The sequence below is a fragment of the Paenibacillus sp. BIC5C1 genome (assembly GCF_032399705.1).
Classification (GTDB): Bacteria; Bacillota; Bacilli; order Paenibacillales; family Paenibacillaceae; genus Paenibacillus; species Paenibacillus taichungensis_A.
This window is the reverse complement of sequence record NZ_CP135922.1, coordinates 5,002,810-5,028,560: the sequence shown is the minus strand read 5'-3', so window position 1 is coordinate 5,028,560 and position 25,751 is coordinate 5,002,810. Positions and strand designations below refer to the sequence as shown.

General features: G+C 47.9%; 21 protein-coding genes. 19 read left to right on the top strand and 2 right to left on the bottom strand.

Going from position 1 to position 25,751, the window contains the following annotated elements; all coding sequences use genetic code 11:
* The first annotated feature begins 3 nt into the window (after positions 1-3).
* The gene (locus tag RS891_RS22575; protein ID WP_109998718.1) at positions 4-360 is read left to right on the top strand and encodes a DUF5665 domain-containing protein; all 357 of its coding nucleotides are present in this window, start codon (positions 4-6) and stop codon (positions 358-360) included.
* Between the two features lie 12 nt (positions 361-372).
* On the opposite strand, the gene RS891_RS22570 is transcribed toward RS891_RS22575, so the two are convergent.
* Positions 373-1,110 carry a TraR/DksA C4-type zinc finger protein gene (locus tag RS891_RS22570; protein ID WP_111618747.1) on the bottom strand — a complete coding sequence of 246 codons (738 nt, stop codon included), beginning with the start codon at positions 1,108-1,110 and terminating at the stop codon, positions 373-375.
* A 220-nt stretch (positions 1,111-1,330) separates the two neighbouring features.
* On the opposite strand from RS891_RS22570, the gene lspA reads away from it, so the two are divergent.
* From lspA to RS891_RS22530, 8 genes are all read left to right on the top strand, one after another.
* Positions 1,331-1,825, top strand: a complete 495-nt coding sequence (gene lspA, locus RS891_RS22565) for a signal peptidase II (protein WP_024628399.1) — start codon at positions 1,331-1,333, stop codon at positions 1,823-1,825.
* Positions 1,818-2,801: an RluA family pseudouridine synthase gene (locus tag RS891_RS22560; RefSeq protein WP_113053858.1), complete on the top strand. Its 984-nt coding sequence runs from the start codon at positions 1,818-1,820 to the stop codon at positions 2,799-2,801. The genes lspA and RS891_RS22560 overlap by 8 nt, the downstream gene beginning before the upstream one ends.
* A gap of 109 nt (positions 2,802-2,910) precedes the next feature.
* Positions 2,911-4,164, top strand: a complete 1,254-nt coding sequence (locus tag RS891_RS22555; protein WP_315793255.1) for an LL-diaminopimelate aminotransferase — start codon at positions 2,911-2,913, stop codon at positions 4,162-4,164.
* A gap of 179 nt (positions 4,165-4,343) precedes the next feature.
* Positions 4,344-5,258 (top strand): decaprenyl-phosphate phosphoribosyltransferase, encoded by a 915-nt coding sequence (locus RS891_RS22550; RefSeq protein WP_397386860.1) that lies wholly within the window; start codon positions 4,344-4,346, stop codon positions 5,256-5,258.
* A 33-nt stretch (positions 5,259-5,291) separates the two neighbouring features.
* The gene (locus RS891_RS22545) at positions 5,292-5,924 is read left to right on the top strand and encodes an HAD family hydrolase (RefSeq protein WP_113053860.1); all 633 of its coding nucleotides are present in this window, start codon (positions 5,292-5,294) and stop codon (positions 5,922-5,924) included.
* Positions 5,925-5,950: 26 nt separating this feature from the next.
* Positions 5,951-6,241: an EamA family transporter gene (locus tag RS891_RS22540; protein WP_113054051.1), complete on the top strand. Its 291-nt coding sequence runs from the start codon at positions 5,951-5,953 to the stop codon at positions 6,239-6,241.
* Positions 6,228-6,548 carry a DMT family transporter gene (locus RS891_RS22535; RefSeq protein ID WP_258530685.1) on the top strand — a complete coding sequence of 107 codons (321 nt, stop codon included), beginning with the start codon at positions 6,228-6,230 and terminating at the stop codon, positions 6,546-6,548. The genes RS891_RS22540 and RS891_RS22535 overlap by 14 nt, the downstream gene beginning before the upstream one ends.
* 24 nt (positions 6,549-6,572) lie before the next feature.
* On the top strand, positions 6,573-7,874 hold the full coding sequence (locus tag RS891_RS22530; RefSeq protein WP_113053862.1) for a DUF6080 domain-containing protein: 1,302 nt from the start codon (positions 6,573-6,575) through the stop codon (positions 7,872-7,874).
* Between the two features lie 155 nt (positions 7,875-8,029).
* Here RS891_RS22530 and RS891_RS22525 read toward each other — a convergent pair whose 3' ends face one another.
* Positions 8,030-10,705 (bottom strand): YhgE/Pip family protein, encoded by a 2,676-nt coding sequence (locus RS891_RS22525; RefSeq protein WP_315793254.1) that lies wholly within the window; start codon positions 10,703-10,705, stop codon positions 8,030-8,032.
* A gap of 784 nt (positions 10,706-11,489) precedes the next feature.
* On the opposite strand from RS891_RS22525, the gene pyrR reads away from it, so the two are divergent.
* The 10 genes from pyrR (at position 11,490) to RS891_RS22475 (ending at position 25,751) form a co-directional block, all read left to right on the top strand.
* Positions 11,490-12,053, top strand: coding sequence for a bifunctional pyr operon transcriptional regulator/uracil phosphoribosyltransferase PyrR (gene pyrR / locus RS891_RS22520; protein WP_090901445.1), 564 nt, complete (start codon positions 11,490-11,492; stop codon positions 12,051-12,053).
* Positions 12,053-12,964, top strand: a complete 912-nt coding sequence (locus RS891_RS22515; protein WP_315796393.1) for an aspartate carbamoyltransferase catalytic subunit — start codon at positions 12,053-12,055, stop codon at positions 12,962-12,964. Before pyrR ends, RS891_RS22515 begins: the two co-directional genes overlap by 1 nt.
* A 126-nt stretch (positions 12,965-13,090) precedes the next feature.
* Complete coding sequence (locus tag RS891_RS22510) at positions 13,091-14,395, top strand: dihydroorotase (RefSeq protein ID WP_315793253.1); 1,305 nt, start codon at positions 13,091-13,093, stop codon at positions 14,393-14,395.
* 339 nt (positions 14,396-14,734) lie between these two features.
* Positions 14,735-15,877, top strand: a complete 1,143-nt coding sequence (carA, locus tag RS891_RS22505) for a glutamine-hydrolyzing carbamoyl-phosphate synthase small subunit (protein ID WP_053784194.1) — start codon at positions 14,735-14,737, stop codon at positions 15,875-15,877.
* Position 15,878: 1 nt separating this feature from the next.
* Positions 15,879-19,097, top strand: a complete 3,219-nt coding sequence (gene carB, locus RS891_RS22500; RefSeq protein WP_113053865.1) for a carbamoyl-phosphate synthase large subunit — start codon at positions 15,879-15,881, stop codon at positions 19,095-19,097.
* A gap of 111 nt (positions 19,098-19,208) precedes the next feature.
* Entirely contained in the window at positions 19,209-19,949 is a 741-nt protein-coding gene (gene pyrF / locus RS891_RS22495) for an orotidine-5'-phosphate decarboxylase (protein WP_315793252.1), read from the top strand.
* Positions 19,946-20,587: an orotate phosphoribosyltransferase gene (pyrE, locus tag RS891_RS22490; RefSeq protein WP_062326374.1), complete on the top strand. Its 642-nt coding sequence runs from the start codon at positions 19,946-19,948 to the stop codon at positions 20,585-20,587. Before pyrF ends, pyrE begins: the two co-directional genes overlap by 4 nt.
* Before the next feature lie 271 nt (positions 20,588-20,858).
* Positions 20,859-21,797 carry an ABC transporter ATP-binding protein gene (locus RS891_RS22485; protein WP_315793251.1) on the top strand — a complete coding sequence of 313 codons (939 nt, stop codon included), beginning with the start codon at positions 20,859-20,861 and terminating at the stop codon, positions 21,795-21,797.
* Positions 21,760-22,875: an efflux RND transporter periplasmic adaptor subunit gene (locus RS891_RS22480; RefSeq protein ID WP_315793250.1), complete on the top strand. Its 1,116-nt coding sequence runs from the start codon at positions 21,760-21,762 to the stop codon at positions 22,873-22,875. The genes RS891_RS22485 and RS891_RS22480 overlap by 38 nt, the downstream gene beginning before the upstream one ends.
* Positions 22,875-25,751: an ABC transporter permease gene (locus RS891_RS22475; protein WP_315793249.1), complete on the top strand. Its 2,877-nt coding sequence runs from the start codon at positions 22,875-22,877 to the stop codon at positions 25,749-25,751. The genes RS891_RS22480 and RS891_RS22475 overlap by 1 nt, the downstream gene beginning before the upstream one ends.

Here is a 25,751-nt window from a genome sequence, read left to right as displayed (position 1 = left end):
ATTATGAACGAACAGGATACCCAATCGCCATTGAATTCAGAATCCACGACGCATTCCAAGAATGCGGAGGACAAGATTGAAGAACTTCACAAGCTCACTAACCGGCTCGCGAATGAACTTGAACGTTCAAGGATCGCACAGTATACGGAATTACTGAATCGGCCGTGGAAGCTGATCGGACTTAATCTGTTGTCTGGCGCCGCAAGGGGCGTAGGGATCGCCATCGGTTTCACCTTTTTTGCAGCAACAATCATTTATGTGTTACAAGTGCTAGGTGCGCTTAATCTGCCCATCGTGGGTGATTACATCGCAGATATTGTACGGATTGTGCAACGACAACTGGAGTTGAATACGTATTAGGTGAACCTTGGCTTAATACGAGTCGTCTGACTCGACATCCGGTTCTAACAGACCATCGCCTTCACGGTTCTCCAGATACTGTCGATATTGCCGATTGCGCACGATGGATACATCATGACCGTAGATATCGGTTGCGACAAAGCTCTCATACGCCTCAACGCAGCCCTCCACCTCGTCAGTGGCTTCAATCGCCATAACGTCATAACTGTCGATGTCGCGTCCCTCAGCCATGGCCGGAGTATTGGAGGTGCCCCAACTTTCAACAATCTGCCATGCGTCTTCGCCGTCGAAGCCGTTCTGATCATCACGTTCATCCAGGCTTGTGCGGCCAAAGGCAGGTGCGAGGAATTCTTCCTCGACAGGACGATTTTCGGAAACAACGGTTTCCGGTTGATGCTTTTTGCAGTATTTGGTGTAAGGAACAGCTTGCATGCGTTCATAGGGGATAGGCTGCTGACACACGGCGCAAGTTCCATAATGGCCTTCTTCGATGGAATGCAGGGCAGAATCGATGCGCTCCAGTTGAAATTCATCATGCTCCAGCAGGGAAATATCCTTTTCGCGATCATACATCTCGGTAGCTACATCCCCCGGATGGTTGTCAATCGGTGATAATTCACCTGTCTGAAGCTTCATGGAATCACCAAGACCATAATGTTCGTTCTGCTCCAGTCTATGTTCAATATCGCGCTTTTCGGTTATCAATTGGGAACGTAAGGATTGCAGTTGTTTGGCAGTGAAATGTGACATCATTTTCCCCTTTCTGTTCCATATGAACTCCGGATTTTAACTCTATTGTAGGATGTACCAATTGGTGCAGAATTACAGAAGGGAAATGTTATCGTTTTTGCCATCCGGGCTGCGGCTAACCGCGTCGTGGACGATTTCCAAACAGCTGTGCTACAATGAACAAGTCTGGCGTAAAGCCTGGTATCGTTTGGAAAAGACAAGAACGGAGTGACAAACAAACGTGGTGTATTATATCCTCGCTTTTATCGTATTTTTAGTCGATCAGGGAACGAAGTTCCTAATTGCAACCCGGATGGAACTTAGAGATGAAATTCCGGTGATTGGCAATTTCTTTGTCATCACATCACATCGTAACTCAGGTGCAGCTTTTGGTATTTTACAGGATCAGCGCTGGTTCTTTATTGTGGTTACACTGGTTGTCGTGGTGGCTTTGGTTTGGTATTTGCAAAAGGTAAAAGATACTCCGCACAAATTGCTGCCTGTAGCGCTTAGTTTGGTGCTTGGGGGAGCTATTGGTAACTTCCTGGATCGGGCTTTGACCGGAGAAGTTGTCGATTTTATCCAGCTTAATTTTGGTAGCTATACGTTTCCCATTTTCAACATAGCCGACTCGGCGATCTGTATCGGTGTGGTACTGATTATTGTGGAAACGTTGCTTGAAGGACGGCGCGAGAAAGCAGCCGCAAAGGTCGAAGGGAATGAACATCATGAGTAAATCGCAAAATGAAGAACAGACTAACGGAGACACGTCGACGCATGACGATGAGCTCTTGAATGGCAATGATCGTATGGAATGGACGGTTGCTGCTGAACATAATAAAGAACGAATTGACAAATATATTACAGAATCCATGGATAACGTATCGCGTTCCCAAGTTCAATTGTGGATCGGAGACGGATTCGTAACGGTGAACGGGGCTAAAGTCAAAGCTAACGCCAAATTATCTGAAGGCGATCTGGTAGAGCTTCTGATCCCTGAGCCGACGACTGTAGAGATTATTGCTGAAGATATTCCACTAGAAGTGGTGTATGAAGATAGTGATTTGATCGTTATTAACAAACAGCGTGGCCTTGTTGTACATCCAGCACCAGGACATACGTCAGGAACACTTGTTAATGCACTGATGTATCACTGCAAAGATCTCTCAGGCATTAACGGCGAGCTGCGTCCCGGTATTGTGCATCGGATTGATAAGGACACATCAGGTCTGATTATGGCTGCCAAAAATGATCGTGCTCACGCCTCGCTGGCGGCTCAACTCAAAGAGCATAGTGTGAATAGACGATATATTGCACTCGTTCATGGGCATCTTAGCCATGATCAGGGTACGGTTGATGCACCGATTGGTCGAGATACCAATGATCGTAAAATGTACACCGTAACCGAGCGTAACAGTAAACATGCGGTCACTCATTTTACCGTCACCGAGCGTATCAATGACTACACGTTATTGGAACTGAAACTGGAGACCGGGCGTACCCACCAGATTCGTGTTCACATGAAGTTCATTGGTCATCCGCTTGTTGGAGATCCGACGTACGGTCGTAACAAAGGGATCAAAATGCAGGGACAGGCCCTGCATGCGGCGATTCTCGGTTTTGTGCATCCCACGACCGGAGAATACCTTGAATTTACAGCTCCGATTCCGCAGGATATGGAAGATGTTCTGGCCTCCTTGCGTAGCCGCTGACAGCTCGAGAAAGTACAAATGTTCGGATAATTTGTCCATGGTTTTGAACGCGCAAATGCTTCATATTAAAGTGTAGAAATTTGCGTCAAATGAGGAGATGAACAAAATCATGAGTATCGATAAATATCAGGAAACGTACATTCAGACTAATTTTGCCGACCGTATTGGCGGCTCCAACTATGGTAAAGACACCAACATCTATAAATTCGAGAAAATCAAACGTGCCAAAGCTTCGGCTAAAAAAGATTTTCCCAATGTAGAATTGATTGACCTTGGCGTAGGTGAACCAGACGAAATGGCAGATGCAGGCATCGTAGCTGCATTGGCGGAGCAAGCCTCCAAACCTGAAAACCGTGGATACGCGGATAACGGTATTCCTGAATTCAAGGAAGCGGCAGTTGCTTACCTGAAAAATGTATTTAATGTTGAAGGTATCGATGCATCAACTGAAATCGTGCATTCCATCGGATCCAAACCAGCTTTGGCGATGATGCCTTCTTGCTTCATTAATCCAGGTGATGTAACGATTATGACGGTGCCAGGGTATCCGGTTATGGGTACACACACCAAATACCTGGGTGGTGAAGTTTTCAACATCCAGTTGACCAAGGAGAACAACTTCCTGCCAGATCTGTCGGCTATTCCGGAAGATATTGCGAAACGTGCGAAATTGCTCTATCTGAACTACCCGAATAACCCGACGGGCGCAAGTGCTACCGTGGAGTTCTTTACGGAAGTGGTTGAATGGGCGAAGAAATACAGCGTAGTCGTTGTACATGATGCTCCATACGCAGCACTGACATATGACGGCAAAAAACCGTTCAGCTTCCTGTCTGTACCTGGTGCTAAGGATGTGGGCGTGGAATTGCACTCCTTGTCCAAGTCCTACAACATGACAGGCTGGAGAATTGGTTTTGTTGCAGGTAACCCGCTTGTTGTCAAAGCATTCAGCGACGTGAAAGACAACAATGACTCCGGTCAGTTCATCGCGATCCAAAAGGCTGCTGCTTATGGTTTGAACCACCCGGAAATCACGGAAAAAATCGCTGAGAAATATTCCCGTCGTCACGACCTGCTGGTAGCTGCACTGAACGAGCTGGGCTTCCAGGCTGAGAAACCTAAAGGTTCCTTCTTCCTTTATGTTGAAGCTCCAAAAGGTATTGCCGGAGGCCGCCGCTTTGAATCAGGCGAAGACTTCTCCCAGTTCCTGATCCGTGAGAAACTGATCTCTTCGGTGCCTTGGGATGATGCCGGTAACTTTGTTCGTTTCTCCGTTACCTTTGAAGCTAAAGGGGAAGAGGAAGAGAAACGTGTTATCGCTGAGATTAAACGCCGCCTGAGCGACGTGCAATTCGAATTTTAATTGAATTCACATAATCATAATTATGTAGAGAAAGAAGAGACCGGAAACGGTCTCTTTTTTATGCAAAAAAATATAAATTCTTCCTGTAATCCCTTTACAAAATTATACAAGCAACATATGATTAGATCTTTACGTTATTTATATAAGTCAGAAGTTGCTTTTGAAGGGAGTTATGGAAATTGTTATCATCACGAACCAGTACCGTGTCCACACCTGCTGCAGGGACAGGCAATACCATTTCAGGAATGCTTAAATTATTGAGACCAAAACAATGGACCAAAAATTTGCTGTTATTTGCCGCGCTGCTTTTTTCTTTTGAGGAAATTCGGACGGAGACCATTCTATCGACTTTGCTAGGTTTTATTTTATTTAGCCTGGTTGCAGGCTGCGTTTATATTTTAAACGATTATGTAGATCGCGACAGAGATCGTCAGCATCCGGTGAAAATGTTTCGTCCTCTTGCTTCTGGACAGGTCAATCCCGCTCAAGCCTTGCTGTTTGGAATTCTGTTATTGATTCTTTCCGTCGGGACAGCATTTGTGATGAACCCGTTATTCGGAGTGTTATGTATTGTTTATTTCCTTCTGAATGTGTCGTACTCATTTGTACTGAAACATCTCGTTATCTTGGATATGATGACCATTGCGGCTGGATTTGTGCTGCGTGCGATTGCGGGCGGTGTGCTAATCCATGTACCATTTACGCCGTGGTTTCTCATCTGTACGATGCTGCTGTCCCTGTTCCTGGCTATTGGCAAACGGAGGAATGAACTTACCCTGCTTGAGGGAAATACTGGTTCGCATCGCAAAGTATTGGATAACTATTCGATTACGTTATTGGATCAGTTTAATACCATTGTCACAACAGCGACTATTATAAGCTATTCGCTCTTTACGTTCACATCCGATCGCTCCATTCATTTAATGTGGACGATTCCATTAGTCATATACGGCATGTTCCGTTATCTGTATCTGATTCATATGAAGAATCAAGGTGGTTCACCTGATCGAGTTCTATTTGAGGACAAGCCCATCTTGATCACGGTCATTTTGTATGTCATAAGTGTTATTTCGATTTTTGCTATTTTTGAATAAAAGTTTGAGTCCGGAAGGTAGAGGGGGATCAGGGTGAAAAGCACGAAAATCGCCATCTTTGATATTGATAAAACGATTATACGCAGAGATTCCATGTTTCAGTTTGTGCATTACGGCGTTCGACGTTACCCATGGCAGGTATGGAGATTGCCTGTAATTGCATTTCATACCGCACTGTTCAAGGCAGGTCTGATGACCGTTGAGCGTGTCAAACGTTCCTATTTCAAGAGCATTGAGCGCATGTCAGAAAAAGATCTGGAGCATTTTTTTGATACACGATTGCGTACTGCCATTTTTGCAGAGGCAAGTGTAGAGATGCAGCACCGTAAGGAAGCAGGCTATCATGTATTGCTCGTGACCGCATCACCGCATGCCTATATGAAATATTTTAAAAGTTTTCCTTGGGTGGATCATGTCATTGGTACCGATCTGGTTCGTCACTCAAATGGATATACCTGTAGGGTTGAAGGCAGCAATTGCAAAGGGGATGAGAAGGTTCGACGAATCCAGGCCTATCTGGATGAGAAAAAGATGGTGATTGATTATGATCAATCCTGCTCCTACTCCGACTCCTTATCCGATCTTCCAGTGATGCGATTGGTGAGTCAGCGCTACTTTATTAATAAGCGCGTGCCAGAGATGGAGGCATTGTCGTGGGGAAGATAAAAGGGCACCATACAGGCAAGCTGTTAATGCTGGTCTCCGCTTTTCTTACAGCAACGGGCCAACTGTTCTGGAAGTGGGGTCTGACCGATTGGATCTATTTGGGCATCGGTTTTCTCTGTTATGGACTGGGTGCCATTTTGATGATCAAGGCTTTTGCTTTGGAAAAGCTGTCTGTGGCCTATCCTTTGATGTGTGCCAGCTATGTGTTTGCGCTGATCTATGGATACTTTTTGCTAGGAGAAGAAATTACGGTGCAGAAGCTGGCCGCTGTTGTGCTGCTTGGAATCGGGGTGACGTTAACCAGTGTTGATCGATAGCTGGATGATTGCTGTCCTGATCGCAATGACCCTGTGTGGAGCAATGGGGGGAGCGGGTTTGAAAGCCTACGCCACCAGCCGCAAAAAGCTGCATGTTCTAATGGGGCTTGGATTCTATGGTACAGGTGCGCTCCTGAATATTGTATTGTTGAAATTTCTTCCCTTAACGGTTGTGCTACCAGCCAATGCGTTAACGTATGTGTGGACACTCATTATAGCGCGCTTTGCCTTTAAGGAAGCAGTGGGTCCTTTGCGCTGGATCGGTGTCGCTTGTATTATGGGCGGGTTGTGTTTATTGGTTTTCTAGAATAATGAAACTGGATGTGAACGTATGAAATTTTTGGACTATATATTTTATAATCGCAGGACCAATTGGACGGCATTTTGCCTGTTTGCGGGTTTTGCTCTTTTTTACGCCCTCATGAATGGACCTTACGTGACGTACATAGCGAATAACGCAGAGCTTCTAGGGTCATACACACCATTTAGTACGACACAGTTTCCAATTAATTTATTTAACTTCGATCCTTCCATGTATTATGGAGACAACAGTTCTTCAGTGATTCATCCGTTAATTTCATTTCTAGCAGTCGTGCTTGAAGCAGGTGCTCAACTGTTGGACGGGAATTGGTTCTTTCTTATCCTGCAGTCCTTTGTGAATGCGGGTTCGGTTGTACTGGTATTTCTGTTTTTGAGTCAAAAAGATAAACAAATCATCACACCGTTACTTTTCGCTTTATTGTTCGGTTTCAGCTCCTATCTGATGTTTACCGCGTTGATTCCGGATTCGTATCCGTACGTACAATTTGTTATTTTGTTCTCTGTGCTGTATATGCAATACACCCGTGAACGCAAAGATGTCCGTTACATCCCGAATGCGCTGCTGGCATCCATCAACTTCGGACTGACGTCAACCAACATTGTGCCGTTTGCGGCCGCCATGTTTTTCAATTTGCGTACGTGGCGTAGCAAGTCTGGTTGGAAAAAGTACATCGGGATTATGGCACTGGCTGTTGCCTTCATTGTAGTATTGACAGGGATACAGTATATCGCGTTTGGCGGTCGCAGTTGGGTCAGCAACTGGCTGCTTGGCATTCAAAATGGGGGAACAAGCTATGCCACTCCATTCCAGTTTGCAGTTCATTGGAAGGCTTTAAGCTTACTAACGATTAATCCAATACTTTCACCGAAAGTGCATTTGCTGGACCCGGGCATGGTCGCGTTTGTGACGGATCTATCCCGTTCCAATCCGATCTATGTTCAGCTCACGGGTACTTTTATTCTGCTGCTGGCGCTCACTGGGTTTATTAAAGGCATCCGTGAACGGGAAGTATGGACTCTTGTGCCATACATTCTGTTTGCATTTTTACTTCATATCGTTGTTGGTTTTGGGCTTGCGGTATTTCAATACGATATGTACCTGTATGCGGGACACTATCTGTTTGCGTTTTTCCTCCTCGGTGGGAGCTTCGTCATTGGTCTTCGTCCGGGGCTGGGTAAAAAACTGCTAATAGGCTTGATCATGCTATGTATTCTTGTCACCGCATGGAATAACATCTATCGGCATGTAGAAACATTAACAACCATTAAGCAATCCTATGATCAGTTGGAACAGGAGCGTACAGTGAAATAATCAGAGATTTTAACTATCTGTTTAATGAGACAAGGCCATTGGACTGTAAATCCAATGGCCTTGTCTTATTTGGCATGATTCATTCGATATGTGCATGTTGGTTTAAAACTAAAAGACCCACTGCGTTCTTTACGCAGAGGGTCTCAGGGACGATCTTAAGCAATAATTTTGGTCTTCTTGGCATTCTCGGCTGAACGTTTGGTGAGACTGCTAAGTGGACGTTTCAAAGCGAGTGCAACGATGAGACTTAGCGCGATGAACATGCACAACCACAGAATATCTTTAATGGCAGTCGACCACAAAATCCCACCGACTGACTCACGCAGCAGACTAATCGCATATGTGAAGGGCATGAACGGATTTAGTGCCTGGAAAAAGGGCGATGTCATGCTGATCGGGAACGTACCGCCGGAGCTGGAGAACTGGAACACCATGAAGATGATTGCGATCCCTTTTCCGATATTTCCAAAAACGGACAGCAGGGTGTACGTAATGGTGACAAATACGGCACTCACCAGCATGGCAAACAGCACAAACCATAGTTTATCTGCGACATAGGCGCCGAGAATCAAGATATCTCCCAGGCTGACACAGATCGCTTGAAACAATCCAATAGTCAGAAAAGTGGCAAGACGCCCAAGATACAACTCGTATCCCCGGAACTTGCCCTCTGGATTCTCAGCTTCGGCACGAAGCAAAGAAATTAGCAACGTTGAGCCGACCCACAAGGATAGCACGCCATAAAATGGTGACATGGCTGATCCGTAATTCGGAATCGGGTAAAGCTGCTGTTCCTTAATTTGTACCGGACTTGCCAGAAAAGCACTTTCTTCTTCGATGTCGCCGCGCAAAAGCTTGGCGAGTTCAGCAAACTGGTTATTTCCTTCAACTTCCCTCAGTTTGTCTGCTGCCTTGCTGATGGCACTTTCCAATGCGGGCAGATCATCACGTACAAGCGTGGCAACACGATGTACTCCTTGTTCTACCTCCGGAAGCTGGTTCTGTACAAAATCGGATGCCTTGCCTATCTGTTTCTCCGCATTGGGCAGATCGTTCCGAACAAAATCAGCTGCTTCATTCAGCTTGGTCCCCAGCTTGGGCAGATCATTTCTAATTAATGAAGATACTGTGTTCAAAGCTTGGATAAAGCCTTCACTTTTATTCGCGAGTGTCTCTGATATCTCATGAATCTTAGATTGTATTTGAGGCAGTTCGCTCTGGATCTTTATCAATTCAGTCTGCCCAAACGTAATGCCTTCTTTGGCTGACGCAAGAATGTCCGCAATATCCGGAATTCGATCCCTTGCTCCCTGTAGTGTATCTGCTGAAGTGGAAAGGACGGATCTCAGCTTATCCACCCCAGCCGCAAGAGCCGGTGATATTTCGCTCTCGTAGGTGTTCATGATATTGCCAATGCCGCTGCTAATCTCCTTGGAGAGAGCATTTAATTGGGCGATGACGTCTGCGGGCGGAGTTGTATTGCGACGCAGAGCATCACTGATAATCCCAGCCAGTCGGATTTGCAACTGAAGTTTATCTGAAATGGTATTCAGCTGCGTAATTTTATTAGCAAGAGGATGGCTTGGAAGTAAGTTGTCGATTTTGCCCAGTAGTTCTGCCATACTGTCGACGAGTTTTACCGCAACCCCCAAGCGGGCAGCAATCCGGTCCAGATCTTCTGCTGTCGGCAGGTTATTAAGATCCGTATTTTGCAATTGCCCAAATACGTCTGACGCTGCGTTTGCGATTTGCTGTACCAGCAGCAGGTTTTGCCGGATCACCGGGCCTATAGCCTGAAACGCTTCTTCACTGGAATCCGCAAACTGATTCAAGCCTTCGGCCAGTTCAATCCCATTACCAGCGATTTGTGATACTTTGTCAAGATCCTGCTCTGCGGCCGTTACGATAGCGAGAGCCTTGTCGGTTTTATCCAGGGCCGTTTGGATGACACCTGATACCTGACCAAAGTTTGCATCCACTTCTTGAATACGTTCTACGGCTTTTTGAATATCGGGAATCCGCCCCTGAATAGCCAACACTTCGGATGCTGCATCATTAATTTGTGGCCAATACTCCTGCACCTTAAGCACATACTGTGCGGCTTCATTGATTTCGGGCAGTTTTTTTTCGATCTCGACGATCTTTTGAGCATCTTTTACGATACCAGGCATGGCTTTTTCCACTTCCAGTACCTTTTGACCTGCAGCTTGTATAGCCGGAAGATTTTTCTCCAGCGTGAAAATGCCATTCTCCATCTTGCGCAAAGTTGGAAGTTGGGCATTGATCTCAACCCCGGCTTCCTTCAATTTGGTTAGAACAGCCTGACTGACGGCTTCAGTGAAATTTTCATTGATTTGTGTTGTTATCGCAGATACACCGGAACCTGTGATTTTTGGAGCAATGGCATTTACCTTTTCATTAACGGTATAGATTACTTCTGGTCGTTCCAGTTTCCCGTCAACGATACCTGTAATTTTGGATGAAAAGTCTCCAGGAATGAGCAGGCTTGCATAATATTCTCCTGTTTGCACACCATGATCAGCCTCAGCCTGGCTTACAAAAGTCCATCCCAGCTTTTCGTTCTGTTTCAGGCTAGACACCAGTTCGTCTCCAATATTAACGTTAGTTCCTGCAACAGTTGCACCCTTGTCCTCGGTTGTCACCGCAATTTTGATCCCTTGGGTATTACTGTACGGGTCCCATACGGATTTTACGTTTACCCAGTCATACACCCCGGGCAGTAAAATAATAGCCACAATTAGAAAAATACCTGTGGGAACCTTCAAAATATGCAACCAGTCTGTTTTGTAAACTTGCCAAATGTGACGCATAACTTCCTCCTAAATGTAAATAAATGTAGGTCTTATCTTATTTCTATGCCGCGTATTTGTAAATCCTTATGTATATCGGCTTTATTGAAACATCAATGAATTGTTTCATGTTTATAAACTTTACCCATTTCACTGGGGACTAATGCAGAGCCTTCATGTATTCCGTGTTTCTGGACGTTTAACCCTAAAATTTGAAGAGATGTATCCTATTAAAATGCCTTCAGTATTTAAAGTAGTTCTGACAAAACGTATTGCTCATTCCAAAAGGGAAGGGTTCTGTCTCAAAAATTTGATTATAGTCAAAGGATTATTTTGACGTAAGGTTTTCCGCAAATATCTATGGATAAATATGCAGAAATATTGTATAATTATGAATAACGAATGAAATGTGATGTGTTTGGATGTTTTTCAGCCGAACTGCTGATTCTAAAGGGAATACAGTAGAGGAATTCGCCTGTGATGTTGAGGTGTTGACAGAGGGTTGTCTTTCTGTCATAATTCATGAAGACAAACGGACATATTGAGCAAAGAACCCTGTGAGGTCCTTCAATATGAACGACATGAATAGCACCTTTAAATCAGTCCCGTGAGACTGGCAAGGTAACGTGAACGATACATCGCTTTTTTGCTGCGGCAAATGAAGCGGTGCATCCCGAGAGTAAACTTTCTTCAGAGCGGTCTGAAGTTCGGAGACTCCTTGCCAATTAACACGGCAAGGAGTCTTTTTTGTTCTCCTCGTCACGGGGCCATGATCTGAAAGGTAAATCCTGAGGAGGCTGAACGCATGAGCACAGAGACACATGTCATTATGGATGAAACCGCGATCCGCCGCGCATTAACACGGATTGCCCATGAGATTTTGGAAAAAAACAAAGGTATTGAGGGCTGTGTACTGATCGGTATTCGAACACGGGGTGTATACCTCGCAGAACGGATTGCCGCGAAGATTGAAGAAATCGAAGGTACACCGATCCCTTGGGGAGAGCTCGATGTGACCCCTTATCGCGATGATCGCTTGGATGAGAATAAAGCGAATCGCAAGGAACTGTTGACGATGACACCTGAATCACTTTCGATTCATAACAAAAAAGTGATTTTGTTCGATGATGTGCTCTATACCGGACGTACGATTCGCGCAGCGATGGATGCCCTGATGGACTGTGGAAGACCACAGAACATTCAGCTGGCGGTTCTCGCAGATCGCGGACACCGGGAACTTCCGATTCGACCTGATTTTATCGGCAAGAATGTGCCGACTTCCAAGTCAGAGGAGATCGAGGTTGCACTGATGGAAACGGACGGACAGGACGAAGTCAAGATCATTCAGAACCGGGGGGAACAAGCATGATGATTACACAACCAGCATTGAAGGACCGGAGCTTGCTTGGCCTTAAGGAACTTAGTCGCGATGAGATCGAATCCATTCTGAACAGAGCAGCACACTGGGAAGCGCATAAGGAGAAACTGGTTCCTGTACTGGAATCCCACTTCGTAGCCAACATGTTCTTCGAGAACAGTACGCGCACCCGCTTCTCCTTTGAGATGGCAGAGAAACGCTTGGGTGCACAAGTACTGAACTTCACAGCGGCCGCATCAAGCGTGGAGAAAGGTGAATCCATCTATGATACGGTACGTACACTGGAGTCCATGGGCATCGACGCAGGGGTGATCCGATTGAAACCTTCGGGTGTTCTGCAACAACTGGCTCAGAAAGTGAATGTTCCACTGGTGAACGCCGGAGACGGGAATAACGAGCATCCTACACAGGCTCTGCTGGATCTCTACACAATGCGGAAGGCTTTCGGTGAGCTGAAAGGTTTGCGTGTGTCAATCATCGGAGACATTCTGCATAGCCGCGTAGCTCGCTCTAATCTGTGGGCTTTGCAAAAGTTTGGTGCAGATGTGCGCTTCTGCGCACCGCAAACGATGCAGGCACCGGAGCTCGCAGAACACGCGCCTTATGTAGCTCTGGAAGAGGCTCTCGATGCGGATGTAGTCATGATGCTACGAGTTCAACTGGAACGTCATAAACATGGCCTGATTACTTCGGCTGAGGATTATCGCGAACACTACGGATTGACGGAAGAACGGGCGTCACGCCTGAAACCAAGCACAATCATTATGCACCCTGCTCCTGTGAACCGAAATGTCGAGGTGGATGACGCGGTAGTGGAGAGCGCAGCATCGCGGATCTTCCCGCAGATGGCAAACGGTGTTCCAATCCGCATGGCGGTCATGGAACGTGCGATGAAACTGTAACAGGGGCTGGCTGTGGGTCATAGGCTGACGGGACGGAAGTTCTTATAGAGCGATGTGAGGGTACACGATAAAGAAAATCATCCGGCTTGTCTGACAAGTCGGACAGAACCGAAGCGGAGGGCAATTATGCTACAGATTATAAAGAACGCGAAGATCTTGAATCAACAAGGGGAACTTGAACGGAAAACGATCATTATAGATGAAGGAAAAATTCAAAAGATCGCTGGAGTGGAAGACGAAGCGGTACTGAAAGCAGAGCAATCAGCGCATAGCGTAACCGATGCTTCAGGCAAACTGGTCATTCCCGGTTTGATTGACATGCATGTGCATCTGCGTGAACCCGGATTCGAGCATAAAGAGACGATCGAGACGGGTGCCCGTTCGGCTGCACAAGGCGGTTTTACAACGATTGCGTGTATGCCGAACACAAGACCGGTAACCGACAGCGCGGATGTTGTTAAGCTGGTTTTGGATAAAGCTAAAGAAGCCGACCTGGTAAAAGTACTGCCTTATGCAGCCATTACAAAGAACGAGCTTGGACGTGAACTTACTGATTTCGCCGCATTGAAAGAAGCGGGTGCGATTGGATTCACGGATGATGGTGTGGGTGTGCAAAACGCTCAAATGATGAAAGACGCCATGAGCTTGGCAGCAAGCATGGATATGCCAGTCATCGCTCACTGCGAAGACGACTCATTGGTAGTCGGAGGATATGTGACAGAAGGCGAGTTTTCGAAGCGTCACGGTATCAAGGGTATCCCGAATGAATCCGAGGCCATTCATGTAGGCCGTGATATCCTGCTTGCAGAAGCAACGGGAGTCCACTACCACGTCTGCCACGTAAGTACGGAGCAATCGGTTCGCCTGATTCGTCTGGCGAAGTCCATCGGTATTAAAGTAACGGCTGAGGTATGTCCGCACCATCTGGTATTGTCGGATGAGGATATCCCGGGTATGGATGCCAACTGGAAGATGAATCCGCCTCTTCGCTCACCACGCGATGTGCAAGCTTGTATCGAAGGTTTACTGGACGGAACGCTGGACATGATTGTTACCGATCACGCGCCGCATAGCGAAGAAGAGAAAGCAAAAGGCATGGAGCTGGCACCGTTCGGTATCGTCGGATTCGAAACTGCCTTCCCGCTGCTGTACACGAAGTTTGTGGAAACAGGGCTTTGGAGCCTGGACTTCCTCGTGAAACGTATGACAGCTGATCCGGCACGGGTATTCCGACTGGATACAGGCAAACTGGAAGAGGGAGCACCTGCAGACATCACCATGATTGACCTGAATCAGGAACAAGCGGTTGATCCTGCAACGTTTGCAACAAAAGGAAGAAACACTCCATTCACAGGCTGGAAGCTAAAAGGCTGGGCCACACAAACATGGGTGGACGGCAAAAGCGTTTGGAACAACGCGGTACAACAGTAAATCGCTACACAAATGAATCATTAACTCTTTAATTCAATAACATCTTTACAACTAACTCGAGGCAGACCATGCCGAGAGTCAAACATACGAAACAAAGAAAAGTTGAATATTGCTTTTGAACATGGACACTAACGTAACTGCGGAGTGGGCAGAAAGAACCCGATGAAGCAAAGCGTTCGCCTTTATCACCGGATTACTCCATTTGAAGAATGGGATCAAAGTAATCCGGGGATAACAGCGATCAAAGGGTTTTCTGCCCACGGAGCCGCACCAAACGTAACGTCCCCCATGTTCAACTCAAAGTATTCAACTTTGATAAACACAGAGGAGTGAAATGGGATGCAGGCACAGGCAAGATTATTGTTGGAAGACGGCACACTGTTCACCGGGAAAGCATTCGGTGCTGAAGGTGAAACAACAGGTGAGGTCGTTTTTAATACGGGAATTACAGGCTATCAAGAGGTGCTTTCGGATCCTTCTTATTGCGGTCAAATCGTCACCATGACGTACCCACTGATTGGCAACTACGGCATTACACGTGACGACTTCGAGTCGATTCGTCCGTTCGTACACGGTTTTGTGGTACGTCGTCATGAGCCGACACCAAGTAACTGGCGTGCGGAATACAGCGTAGACGATTTGCTTAAAGAGTATGGCATCGTAGGGATCAGCGAGATTGATACACGGATGCTGACTCGCCGGATTCGTCACCACGGCACAATGAAAGGAATTCTCACAACAGGATCGAAACCTGTGGAAGAGTTGCTGGAGATGATGGGAGACACCAGCATCGCTGAGCTGCGTAACCAGGTTCCTATGACTTCTACTCAACATGTGTACAACAGCCCGGGAACGGCTGAACGCATTGTATTGGTTGACTACGGTGCAAAAACAGGGATTTTGCGTGAACTCAGCAAACGCAACTGTGACGTTGTCGTCGTTCCGCATGATGTAACAGCGGACGAAATACGCCGCATGAACCCGGATGGCATCCAGCTGTCCAACGGCCCTGGGGACCCGAAAGACGTTCCTCACGCGGTTAAAATGATCAGTGAACTGCTCGGCGAATATCCGATCTTCGGAATCTGCCTCGGTCACCAACTGTTCGCACTTGCGGCAGGAGCCGATACAGAGAAACTCAAGTTTGGACACCGCGGGGGAAATCACCCGGTTAAAGAACTGGAGAGCGGACGCTGCTTCATCACATCCCAGAACCATGGTTACACCGTAAACGAAGAGTCCGTGAAAAATACGGAGCTCGAAGTGACACACATCAACAATAACGATAAGACCATTGAAGGTCTGAAACATAAAACTTTCCCGGCGTTTTCCGTACAGTATCACCCTGAAGCAGCGCCAGGACCATATGATAACAGCTATCTGTTCGACCGCTTCATCGAGATGATTCGGGAGCACAAAATTACTCACCCGCAACAGCCGCGTCAAGCCGTACTGGCAGCCGCAGTGAAAGGAGCGCAATAACATGCCGATTAACAAAGATCTCAAAAAAATCCTGGTGATTGGATCAGGTCCAATCGTCATCGGTCAAGCGGCCGAGTTCGACTATGCCGGTACACAAGCATGCCAGGCACTGAAAGAAGAAGGCGTGGAAGTTGTACTCATCAACAGCAACCCGGCTACGATTATGACGGATACCAACATGGCTGACAAAGTATACATCGAGCCGATTACACTGGATTTTGTAACACAAATCATTCGTCAGGAACGTCCAGACGGTTTGCTGCCAACCCTTGGCGGTCAAACCGGTCTGAACATGGCTGTAGAACTGGCACGTGCCGGCGTCCTTGAACGCGAGAATGTCAAATTGCTTGGAACACAGCTCACATCCATTGAGAAAGCGGAAGACCGTGACTTGTTCCGTGATCTGATGCGCGAACTGGAGCAGCCTGTACCTGAGAGTGTAATCGTAACAACGCTTGAGGAATCACTTGATTTTGCGAATGAGATTGGTTATCCAATCATCGTCCGTCCAGCATACACGCTTGGCGGTACAGGCGGCGGTATCTGTGCCAACGAAGAAGAACTGCGCGAGACAGTCGTAGCAGGTATTCGTTACAGCCCAATTGGTCAATGTCTGGTTGAGAAGAGCATCGCAGGCATGAAAGAAGTCGAGTATGAGGTTATGCGGGACAAAAACGATAACTGTATCGTAGTCTGCAACATGGAGAACTTTGACCCGGTAGGTGTTCATACAGGTGACAGTATCGTTGTGGCACCAAGCCAGACGTTGTCTGACCGTGAATATCAAATGCTGCGCTCAGCTTCCCTGAAAATCATCCGCGCCCTCAACATCGAAGGTGGATGTAACGTACAGTTTGCGCTTGATCCGCACAGCTTCCAATACTATGTTATCGAAGTTAACCCACGGGTAAGCCGTTCTTCGGCACTAGCTTCCAAAGCAACGGGCTATCCGATTGCCAAGATGGCTGCCAAAATTGCCATGGGTTACACACTGGATGAAATCGTAAACCCGGTAACGGGTCAAACATATGCATGCTTTGAGCCAACACTGGATTATATCGTGAGCAAAATCCCACGCTGGCCGTTCGACAAGTTTATCTCGGCGAACCGCAAACTGGGAACACAGATGAAAGCGACAGGCGAAGTTATGGCGATTGGCCGTACATTCGAAGAGTCGATTCATAAAGCTGTTCGTTCCCTGGAAATCGGCGTACACCGTCTGTACTTGAAAGATGCCGAAACACTGGATGAAGCAACGCTGAACGAGCGTTTGGTCAAAGCCGACGATGAGCGTATCTTCCTGATCGCCGAAGCATTCCGCAGAGGTTATACATTGCAGCAGCTTCAAGATCTGACGAAAATTGACTGGTGGTTCCTGGATAAACTCGAAGGACTGATCCGCTTCGAAGATCGCATTCGCGAAGAAGCTGAATTGTCCTCCGAAACCTTGTATCAAGCGAAGCGTCTTGGCTTCACAGACCGTGCCATCGCAGAACTGCGTGCACAAGGTCAACCAGGAGGCACGCTGACGAAAGAAGCTGAAGTCAGAGCACGTCGTGAAGAGGAAAACCTTCGCCCAGTTTACAAAATGGTAGATACATGCGCAGCTGAATTTGAAGCAACAACGCCATATTACTACTCTACTTACGAAACTGAGAATGAAGTCATTCCTTCAGACAAGAAAAAAGTAGTTGTACTTGGTTCCGGTCCAATCCGGATTGGTCAAGGGATTGAGTTCGACTATTCAACAGTACACGCAGTATGGGCTCTGCAAAAAGCAGGCTATGAAGCAGTTATCATCAATAACAACCCGGAGACCGTGTCCACGGACTTTAATACATCGGATCGCTTGTACTTTGAACCTCTGTTCTTCGAAGATGTAATGAACGTTATCGAACAGGAACAGCCTGTAGGTGTTATCGTACAGTTTGGTGGCCAAACGGCAATCAACCTGGCAGCACCACTGCGTGCCGCTGGTGTAACGATTCTCGGCACAGATCTGGAAAACATTGATGAGGCAGAGGATCGCAAGAAGTTCGAGCGTTTGCTCTCCCGTCTGGAAATTGCACAACCAAAAGGAAAAACAGTCATTTCGGTAGATGATGCGGTTGAAACGGCTCAAAGTCTCGGCTACCCGGTACTGGTTCGTCCTTCCTATGTACTCGGCGGTCGTGCGATGGAGATTGTATACTCCGATGCTGAATTGCTGACTTATATGGAACAGGCGGTTAAAATCAATCCGGAGCATCCGGTTCTGATCGACCGTTACATGATGGGTAAAGAGGTTGAGGTTGACGCGATCTGTGATGGTGAAACGGTATTGATTCCGGGCATCATGGAGCATATCGAGCGCGCAGGGGTTCACTCCGGTGACTCCATCGCGGTTTATCCGCCACAACACCTGTCCCAGGATCTCAAAGAGAAAATTGTAGAGATTACAATCAAGATTGCAAAAGAACTGAAAACGATCGGTTTGGTTAACATCCAGTTTGTTATCCATAAGGGTCAAGTGTACATCATCGAGGTGAACCCGCGTTCATCCCGTACAGTACCTTTCCTGAGCAAAGTAACCAACATTCCGATGGCGAACCTGGCAACACAAGCCATTCTGGGCGTTAAGCTGAAAGACCTCGGATATGTCGATGGTTTGTGGCCTGAATCGGATCATGTTTCCGTAAAAGTTCCGGTCTTCTCCTTCGCGAAGCTGCGTCGCGTGGAACCAACGCTTGGACCTGAGATGAAATCCACAGGTGAGGTTATGGGTCGTGACCCGAATTACGCTAAAGCGTTGTTCAAAGGTCTTATCGGTGCAGGCATGAAGATCCCGGCCACCGGAGCAATCGTGGTAACGGTAGCGGACAAAGACAAAGAGGAAGCTGTTCCACTGCTGGAAGGTTTCTATAGACTGGGATACAAAATCATGGCTACCGGAGGTACGGCGGCTGCGCTTGAAGCAGCGAACATTCCGGTGACGACGGTGAACAAATTAAGTGAAGGTTCGCCGAACATTCTCGATATGATTCGCAGCGGCGAAGCAAACTTTGTGTTCAACACGCTGACCAAAGGCAAAACCCCGCAGCGTGACGGATTCCGTATTCGTCGTGAGGCGGTAGAGAACGGCATTGTATGTATGACTTCACTGGATACGATCCGTGCCCTGTTGATCATGCTTCAAACAATCAACTTCTCCTCTGAGGCTATGCCGGCTCTTGTACAATAAATAAGACGATTTGTCACTGATCAAGGACATCAGTCAGCCTTCGGGCTGGCGGGATGTCCTTTATATCGGGCAAAAACGGAAAAATCAAGCTTTTGGAAGGAGCGCTGGAATATGAATCACCCGAATTTCAATGCAATGGCTGGCCGTCTGATGGTGGCACTCGATTATCCCGGAGCAGAACAAGCACAGGAATTGGTACAAGCCTTAGAAGGCATTCCCTGTTATCTGAAGGTGGGCATGCAGCTCTTTTACGCCGCTGGCCCGGACTTCATTCGCGAGCTGAAGTCGAAGGGGTACTCGGTATTCCTTGACGTGAAGATGCATGATATTCCAAACACGGTTCGTGGGGGTGCTGAAAGCATCACCCGTCTGGGAGTGGATATGTTCAATGTGCATGCAGCTGGAGGTACAAGCATGATGCGTGCTGCTCGTGAAGGTGCAGAGGCGGCTCTGGCTGCTGATCCTTCTCTTCGAAGACCTGAGATTATTGCGGTTACCCAGCTGACCAGTACCAGTCAGGAAACGATGAATGCTGAGATCGGCATTCAAGGAAGCGTTGAGGCAGCAGTCGTCCGTTATGCAGGACTGGCCCATGAGGCAGGTCTGGACGGTGTTGTTGCTTCCCCGCTGGAAGTACCGGCGATCCGCGCAGCCTGTGGCAGTGATTTTCACACGGTCACACCGGGCATTCGTCCAGCAGGAAGTGGCCTGGGAGACCAGACTCGTGTCCTGACGCCGGGTGAAGCCATTGCCAGAGGCAGCCATTACATTGTTGTAGGCAGACCAATTACGGGCGCTCCCAATCCGCGTGAAGCCGCAGAAACCATTTTGAAGGAGATGTTGAACGCATGATCGAACTTACTGAGATTCCTAACCATATTGCTTCCCAACTGTTGAAAATAAAAGCGGTGGCGCTGCGTCCACAGCAGCCATTCACCTGGACATCCGGCATCAAATCACCGATCTATTGTGATAACCGTCTAACGATGTCTTATCCCGAGATTCGTAACGACATTGCTGAAGCTTTTGCTGCGATCATTCGTGATCAATACCCTGATGCAGAGGTCATCGCAGGTACTGCAACCGCGGGTATCCCGCATGCTGCCTGGGTAGCGCAAAAGCTGAATCTGCCGATGGCTTACATTCGTGATAAAGCCAAAGGACATGGCAAAGAGAACCTGATTGAAGGTCTGATCACCGAAGGACAGAAGGTTGTTGTCATCGAAGACCTGATCTCAACAGGAGGCAGTTCTATCAAAGCCGCTGAAGCAGTACGCGTAGCCGGGGCGACTCCACTGGCGGTACTGGCGATATTCAGCTATCAGCTCGACAAAGGCATTAAGGCCTTTGAAGAAGCGGGAATTCCGCTGCAAACTCTGTCCAATTACACCGCTTTGATGGATGTGGCTTTGGCTGAGGGTACAATCCAGGAAAGTGACTTTGAACTGCTCAAATCCTGGCGTGAAGATCCTTCTTCATTTGGTAAATAATATCATTCACACCCAATTGAACAGTTTGATTGTGAACGGTATCAAAATTGTAATGATTGCCGTCATAGAGGCAAATTCATCGAATATTCAAGAGGCATCCCGCACTTTGGGATGCTTTTTTCGTTTGTTCATCAAAATATTAACTTTTTCACTGGAACGTTGTAAAAAGCTTGTAACTTTTAGTTGTGATCCGTCGTTTATAATGCAGTGTAGTATGGAATAGATTTCTATTTTTAGTGTCTTGATGAAGTGAACGGGATATGAAGAAAGGATGAGCGTGATTGCTGGCATGAAGAAGTTATTTTCCAAAATCAGACCTGCCAAGAGCCAGTCAGGCGAGGACAGTGCAGTTGAACACACGGAGCAGCAGGAACCAGTCGGGCAGGAGGAATCGGCATACATAAGTGAACCGCAGAATACATCCATCGACCCGCACGACATAACCAGTGAAACAAGTCAGGAGGAGGTTGCGGTTGCAGCAGCTGAACCCGAAGTGAAGTCCAAGTCCTCCAAGAAGGATCTGTTGCTTCCGTATGACGGACCTGTGCTGGAGGTTCGCAATGTTCATCGTAGTTTCCAGACGGGTAGCCGTATTATTCATGTGCTCAAAGGTATCGATATGGAAGTGAACCCGCAACAGCTGGTGATGTTGAAAGGACGGTCAGGCTCAGGGAAAACGACGCTGCTTAATATGTTGGGTGGGCTGGATCAGCCATCAAGTGGAGACATTCTGTTCTCCGGACAGCCTCTTCAGGATTGGGGAGATCGGCGGCGAACCGCTTTGCGGCGCAGAGAAATCGGTTTTATTTTTCAGGCATATGCGCTGATGCCTTTGTTGTCTGCCTGGGAAAATGTAGAACTGTCTCTGCGCATGGCGGACGTGCCGCGTTCGGAATGGAAGGACCGGGTAGGTCATTGTCTGGATCTGGTCGGACTAACCAAACGGGTCAAGCACCGTCCATTCGAGATGTCCGGGGGAGAGCAGCAGCGGGTGGCCATCGCCAAGGCGATAGCCCACAGACCGAGATTATTGCTCGCGGATGAGCCGACAGCTGAACTCGATTCCAAAATGGGAGCACAGGTTATGGCTGTATTTCGCAATATTATTGAAGTTGAACAAGTAACGATCTGTATGACTACACACGATCCTACGATTTTGGAGGTTGCGGACCATGTTTATGAAATGGCGGACGGCAGATTTATCAAGTAAAGGGGCCGCTCCGAAGAGGGGGAAACGCGCAGCGCTTATTGTGCTTAGTGCGATAGTGGCTGCAACGATGTCCGGCTGCTCTTTGCTGCCGGCCGAAACAGAGGAAGAAGTACTGCCGCCAATTACGCCACCAACGATCTCCAAGAAGCCCGAATATGAAGTTCGGACGGAGACGCTGGAGAAGAAAGTAAGCGGAAGCGGCAAGATGATGAGCCAGCGGGAAGAAAAGGTGTATTTTACGCTGGACGGTATGCATATCAAAGAGTTGAATGTAAAACCAGGGGACAAAGTGAAAAAGGGTCAACTTCTCGCAGTTCTTGATGTAGAGAGCGTAGAGAAGGAAATTCGGGCCAAAAACCTGCAGATTCGCAAATCGGAAGTCCAGATGAAGGAAACGCTTCGCAAACGGGATGAGATGGACCCAGTGGAGTTCGAAGAGTCCACGATTGCCTTTGAAGAGCTTCGTCAGGAACTCGCCGATCTGGAGGCTCAGTTGGGTAAAGCTACTTTGACCGCTCCATTTGGTGGAACTATCATTGCCGTGCAGGTAGAAAAAGGTGCGGCTGTCAAAGCCTATGATCCGATTGCGACCATAGCAGATACATCCAACCTGGTTGTCGCAGCTACATTTGCCAAGGAAGATCTGGAAAAGTTCTCGGCAGGTATGAAGGCGGATGTGGACATTAATGGCGCAGGCAAAGTGGCTGGTAAAGTTAAAGTGATGCCTGTAGCCCAAGCATCGGGTAGTGGAAGTGGTAACGGCGGAGGTTCGGGGGAAGGCGGAACGCCTCCAGCGAAAGAAAGCCTGGATCAATATGTTATCGTCTCGCTGGCGAAAATGCCCAAAGGTGTTGAACGCGGTACACCTCTAACGGTGTCGATTGTCACGCAGCGCACAGAGAACGCGATTGTTATTCCTGTATCCGCACTGCGCTCCATCGGTTCAAGAACGTACGTGCAAGTGGTGGAGAGTGATGGAAGCAAGCGTGAAGTGGACGTAGAAGTCGGACAGCAGACATCCACGGATGTGGAGATTCTAAAAGGTCTGACCGTTGGACAGAAAGTAGTGGGCCGCTAATGGGGCTGCCATTGCTTCGACTGTTGTTCCGCAAAATGTGGAACACTCGCTGGATGACGTTCAGCACACTGATCGGACTGATTGTGGCGGTCGCGTTCACCGTTAGTATTCCGATGTATGCCGATGGTGCGCTGAAGCGGGTCGTGGCCCAGACGCTGCAGGATAACAGTGAGGGACTGCCAGCTGGCTCGTTGCTCATGAGTTACCAGGCACCTGGTGGTGTGAAGACAGACACACGTGGTCTGGAAGAGGTGGATCGATATATTCGCGAGGATGTGCCCCGTGACATCGATTTTCCTTTTCATACGTATGTGAACTCCCGTTCCATCCGTAGCACAGAGGTGAACCCGGAAGACCCGACCAAAGTGGATGCCAGCCGGGTCCGCAGCATGAGTCTGGGTACGATGACAGGCCTGGATGCACAGGTTAATTATTCGGCGGGAGTGAAGCCGGGCAACCAGGTCAAGGACGATACGATTGAAGCGGTCATGCTCGAAGAGGGCATGTATCGTAACGATTTGCATATCGGAGATGTTCTGGAGTATCCGATTTACAGCGGTCTTGATATTACGTTGCGTGTGAAGATTACAGGTTCTTTCAAAGCTGATGATCCTAGCAGTCCGTATTGGGTACAGGGATTTGACGGCATGATGAACGGACTATATGTGGATGAGTCGGTATTTAATAATGTTTTGCTGAAGGAAAAAGGAATTCCGCTTCAGAATTCACGTTGGTATTATGCATTTGATCTGAAAGAGATTCAAACGAGCCAGCTCTCGGGATTGACCTCTGTGCTGGAAAGGCTGGATATCGAACTGTATCAGCGGTTGAAGGATACGAAAGTGGACATCACCTTCGGGGATCTGCTGAAACAATTCCGCAGTCAGAGTCTGCAATTGCAGACCATGCTGTTCACACTGGCAGCACCGATGATTGCGATGGTCTTTTATTTTATTGCCATGAATGCCAGACAGTCGTTACAGAAGCAGGAAAGTGACATCGCGGTTCTGCGCAGTCGCGGAGCTTCTGCCCGGCAGATATTCTCTCTTTATCTGCTTGAAGGTATATTCCTGGGAGCGATTGCTCTTGTCATCGGACCGTTTCTTGGATGGTTTATGGCGAAAAGCATCGGTTCAGCAAGCGGATTCCTGTCGTTCGTGGATCGCAAATCCATTCCAATCGGAATATCAAAAGAAGCCATTCTGCTTGGCCTTATCGCCGTGTTGGTGGCAATCATAGCCTCGCTCATTCCGGCAATAACCTATGCGCGGGCCACGATTGTATCAGCCAAGCGGAGACAGGCACGAACGGATCGTGCGCCGGTATGGCAGCGCTGGTTCCTGGATATTGCTTTGCTGGGGCTCGCCGGATATGGATATTACTTGTTCTATGAACGGCAAATGTTGACGTTCCAGACCGGAATGACGACAGATCAGCTTCAGGTACAGCCGTTTCTGTTTTTTGTACCGGCACTCGCGATCTTTGCACTGGGATTGTTCTTCTTACGGTTGTTCCCGTGGATTTTGAAGCTGATTCAGCTGATTGGGCGTAAGTTTCTCCCGGTTCCACTGTATCTGACACTGACGCAGCTTTCACGTTCATCGTCTTCTTACTATCCTTTGATGATCCTGCTTGTATTGACACTCGGACTCGGAGTGTATAACTCGGCAGCGGCTCGAACCATTGACCTGAACTCGACCGAGCGTACGTTATACCGCTATGGTTCGGATGTTATTATGCAAACGGTATGGGAAGGTACACCTGAGGTTAAGCCAAATGGTTCCGGACAAAACGGAGGTTCAGGCGGTGGACAGCAGGGTGGAGGAAACGGTAACGGTGGTTCTGGAGGCGGCGGTGGTACTTCACAACCCACGAAGATGATCTATTCCGAGCCGCCTTTTGAAGTGTTCCGCAGCCTGAATGGTGTCGAACATGCGGCGAGAGTGCTGCAAACGAAAGGCAACATTATTGTCTCTGGCAAATCGGGTGGACAGGGAATGCTGGTGGGGATCGACAATGTGGATTTTGCCCAAGTGGCGTGGTTCCGCAACGATCTGTTCCCGGCCCATCCTTATAAGTACCTTGACTTGCTTGGAAAATATGAAGGGGCCGTATTGATCTCTTCCAAATTTGCAGACAAATTCAAGCTCAAAACCGGAGACCTCGTCTCTATTGGAGTACAGGGCCAGGCGATTGAATTTGTGGTCTTTGGCATTATACCGTACTGGCCTGCCCAATACCCGGATCAAATGCCGTTTTTCATCGCGAATCTGGATTACATCTATGATCAAGTGCCTCTGATTCCGTATGAGGTTTGGCTGAAGATGGAGCCTGATGCCAAAGTCGCTCCTTTGATGGAGAAACTTGCAGCAGAAGGTATTGAGTTATCGTCTGTACGCGATGTGCGTACAGAGCTGGTATCCCAAGGCAAACATCCGTCAAGAGGCGGGGTGTTCGGCATACTGAGTCTCGGATTCCTTGTGTCGGTCATTATTTCTCTGATCGGATACATTCTGTACTGGTTCTTCAATCTATCCGGGCGTGTAGTACAGTTTGGTGTCCTGAGGGCGATGGGGTTATCACGGGCACAACTGAGCGGTATGTTGCTGTTAGAGCAGGTGTTCACGGCGGGTCTGTCCATCATTCTTGGTATTGGCATTGGTCAGGTATCCAGTCGTCTGTTCTTGCCCTTCCTGCAAACGACAGATAATGTGTCCGCTCAGGTACCTCCGTTCCGAATTGTTTTTGAAGAAAAAGATATGCTGCAACTGTACGGCGTGACCGTGGTCATGCTGATCATTGGCGCAACGATGCTGCTGTGGCAGATTCGCAGGCTGCGTGTTCACCAGGCAGTCAAAATGGGAGAGGAGAGGTAA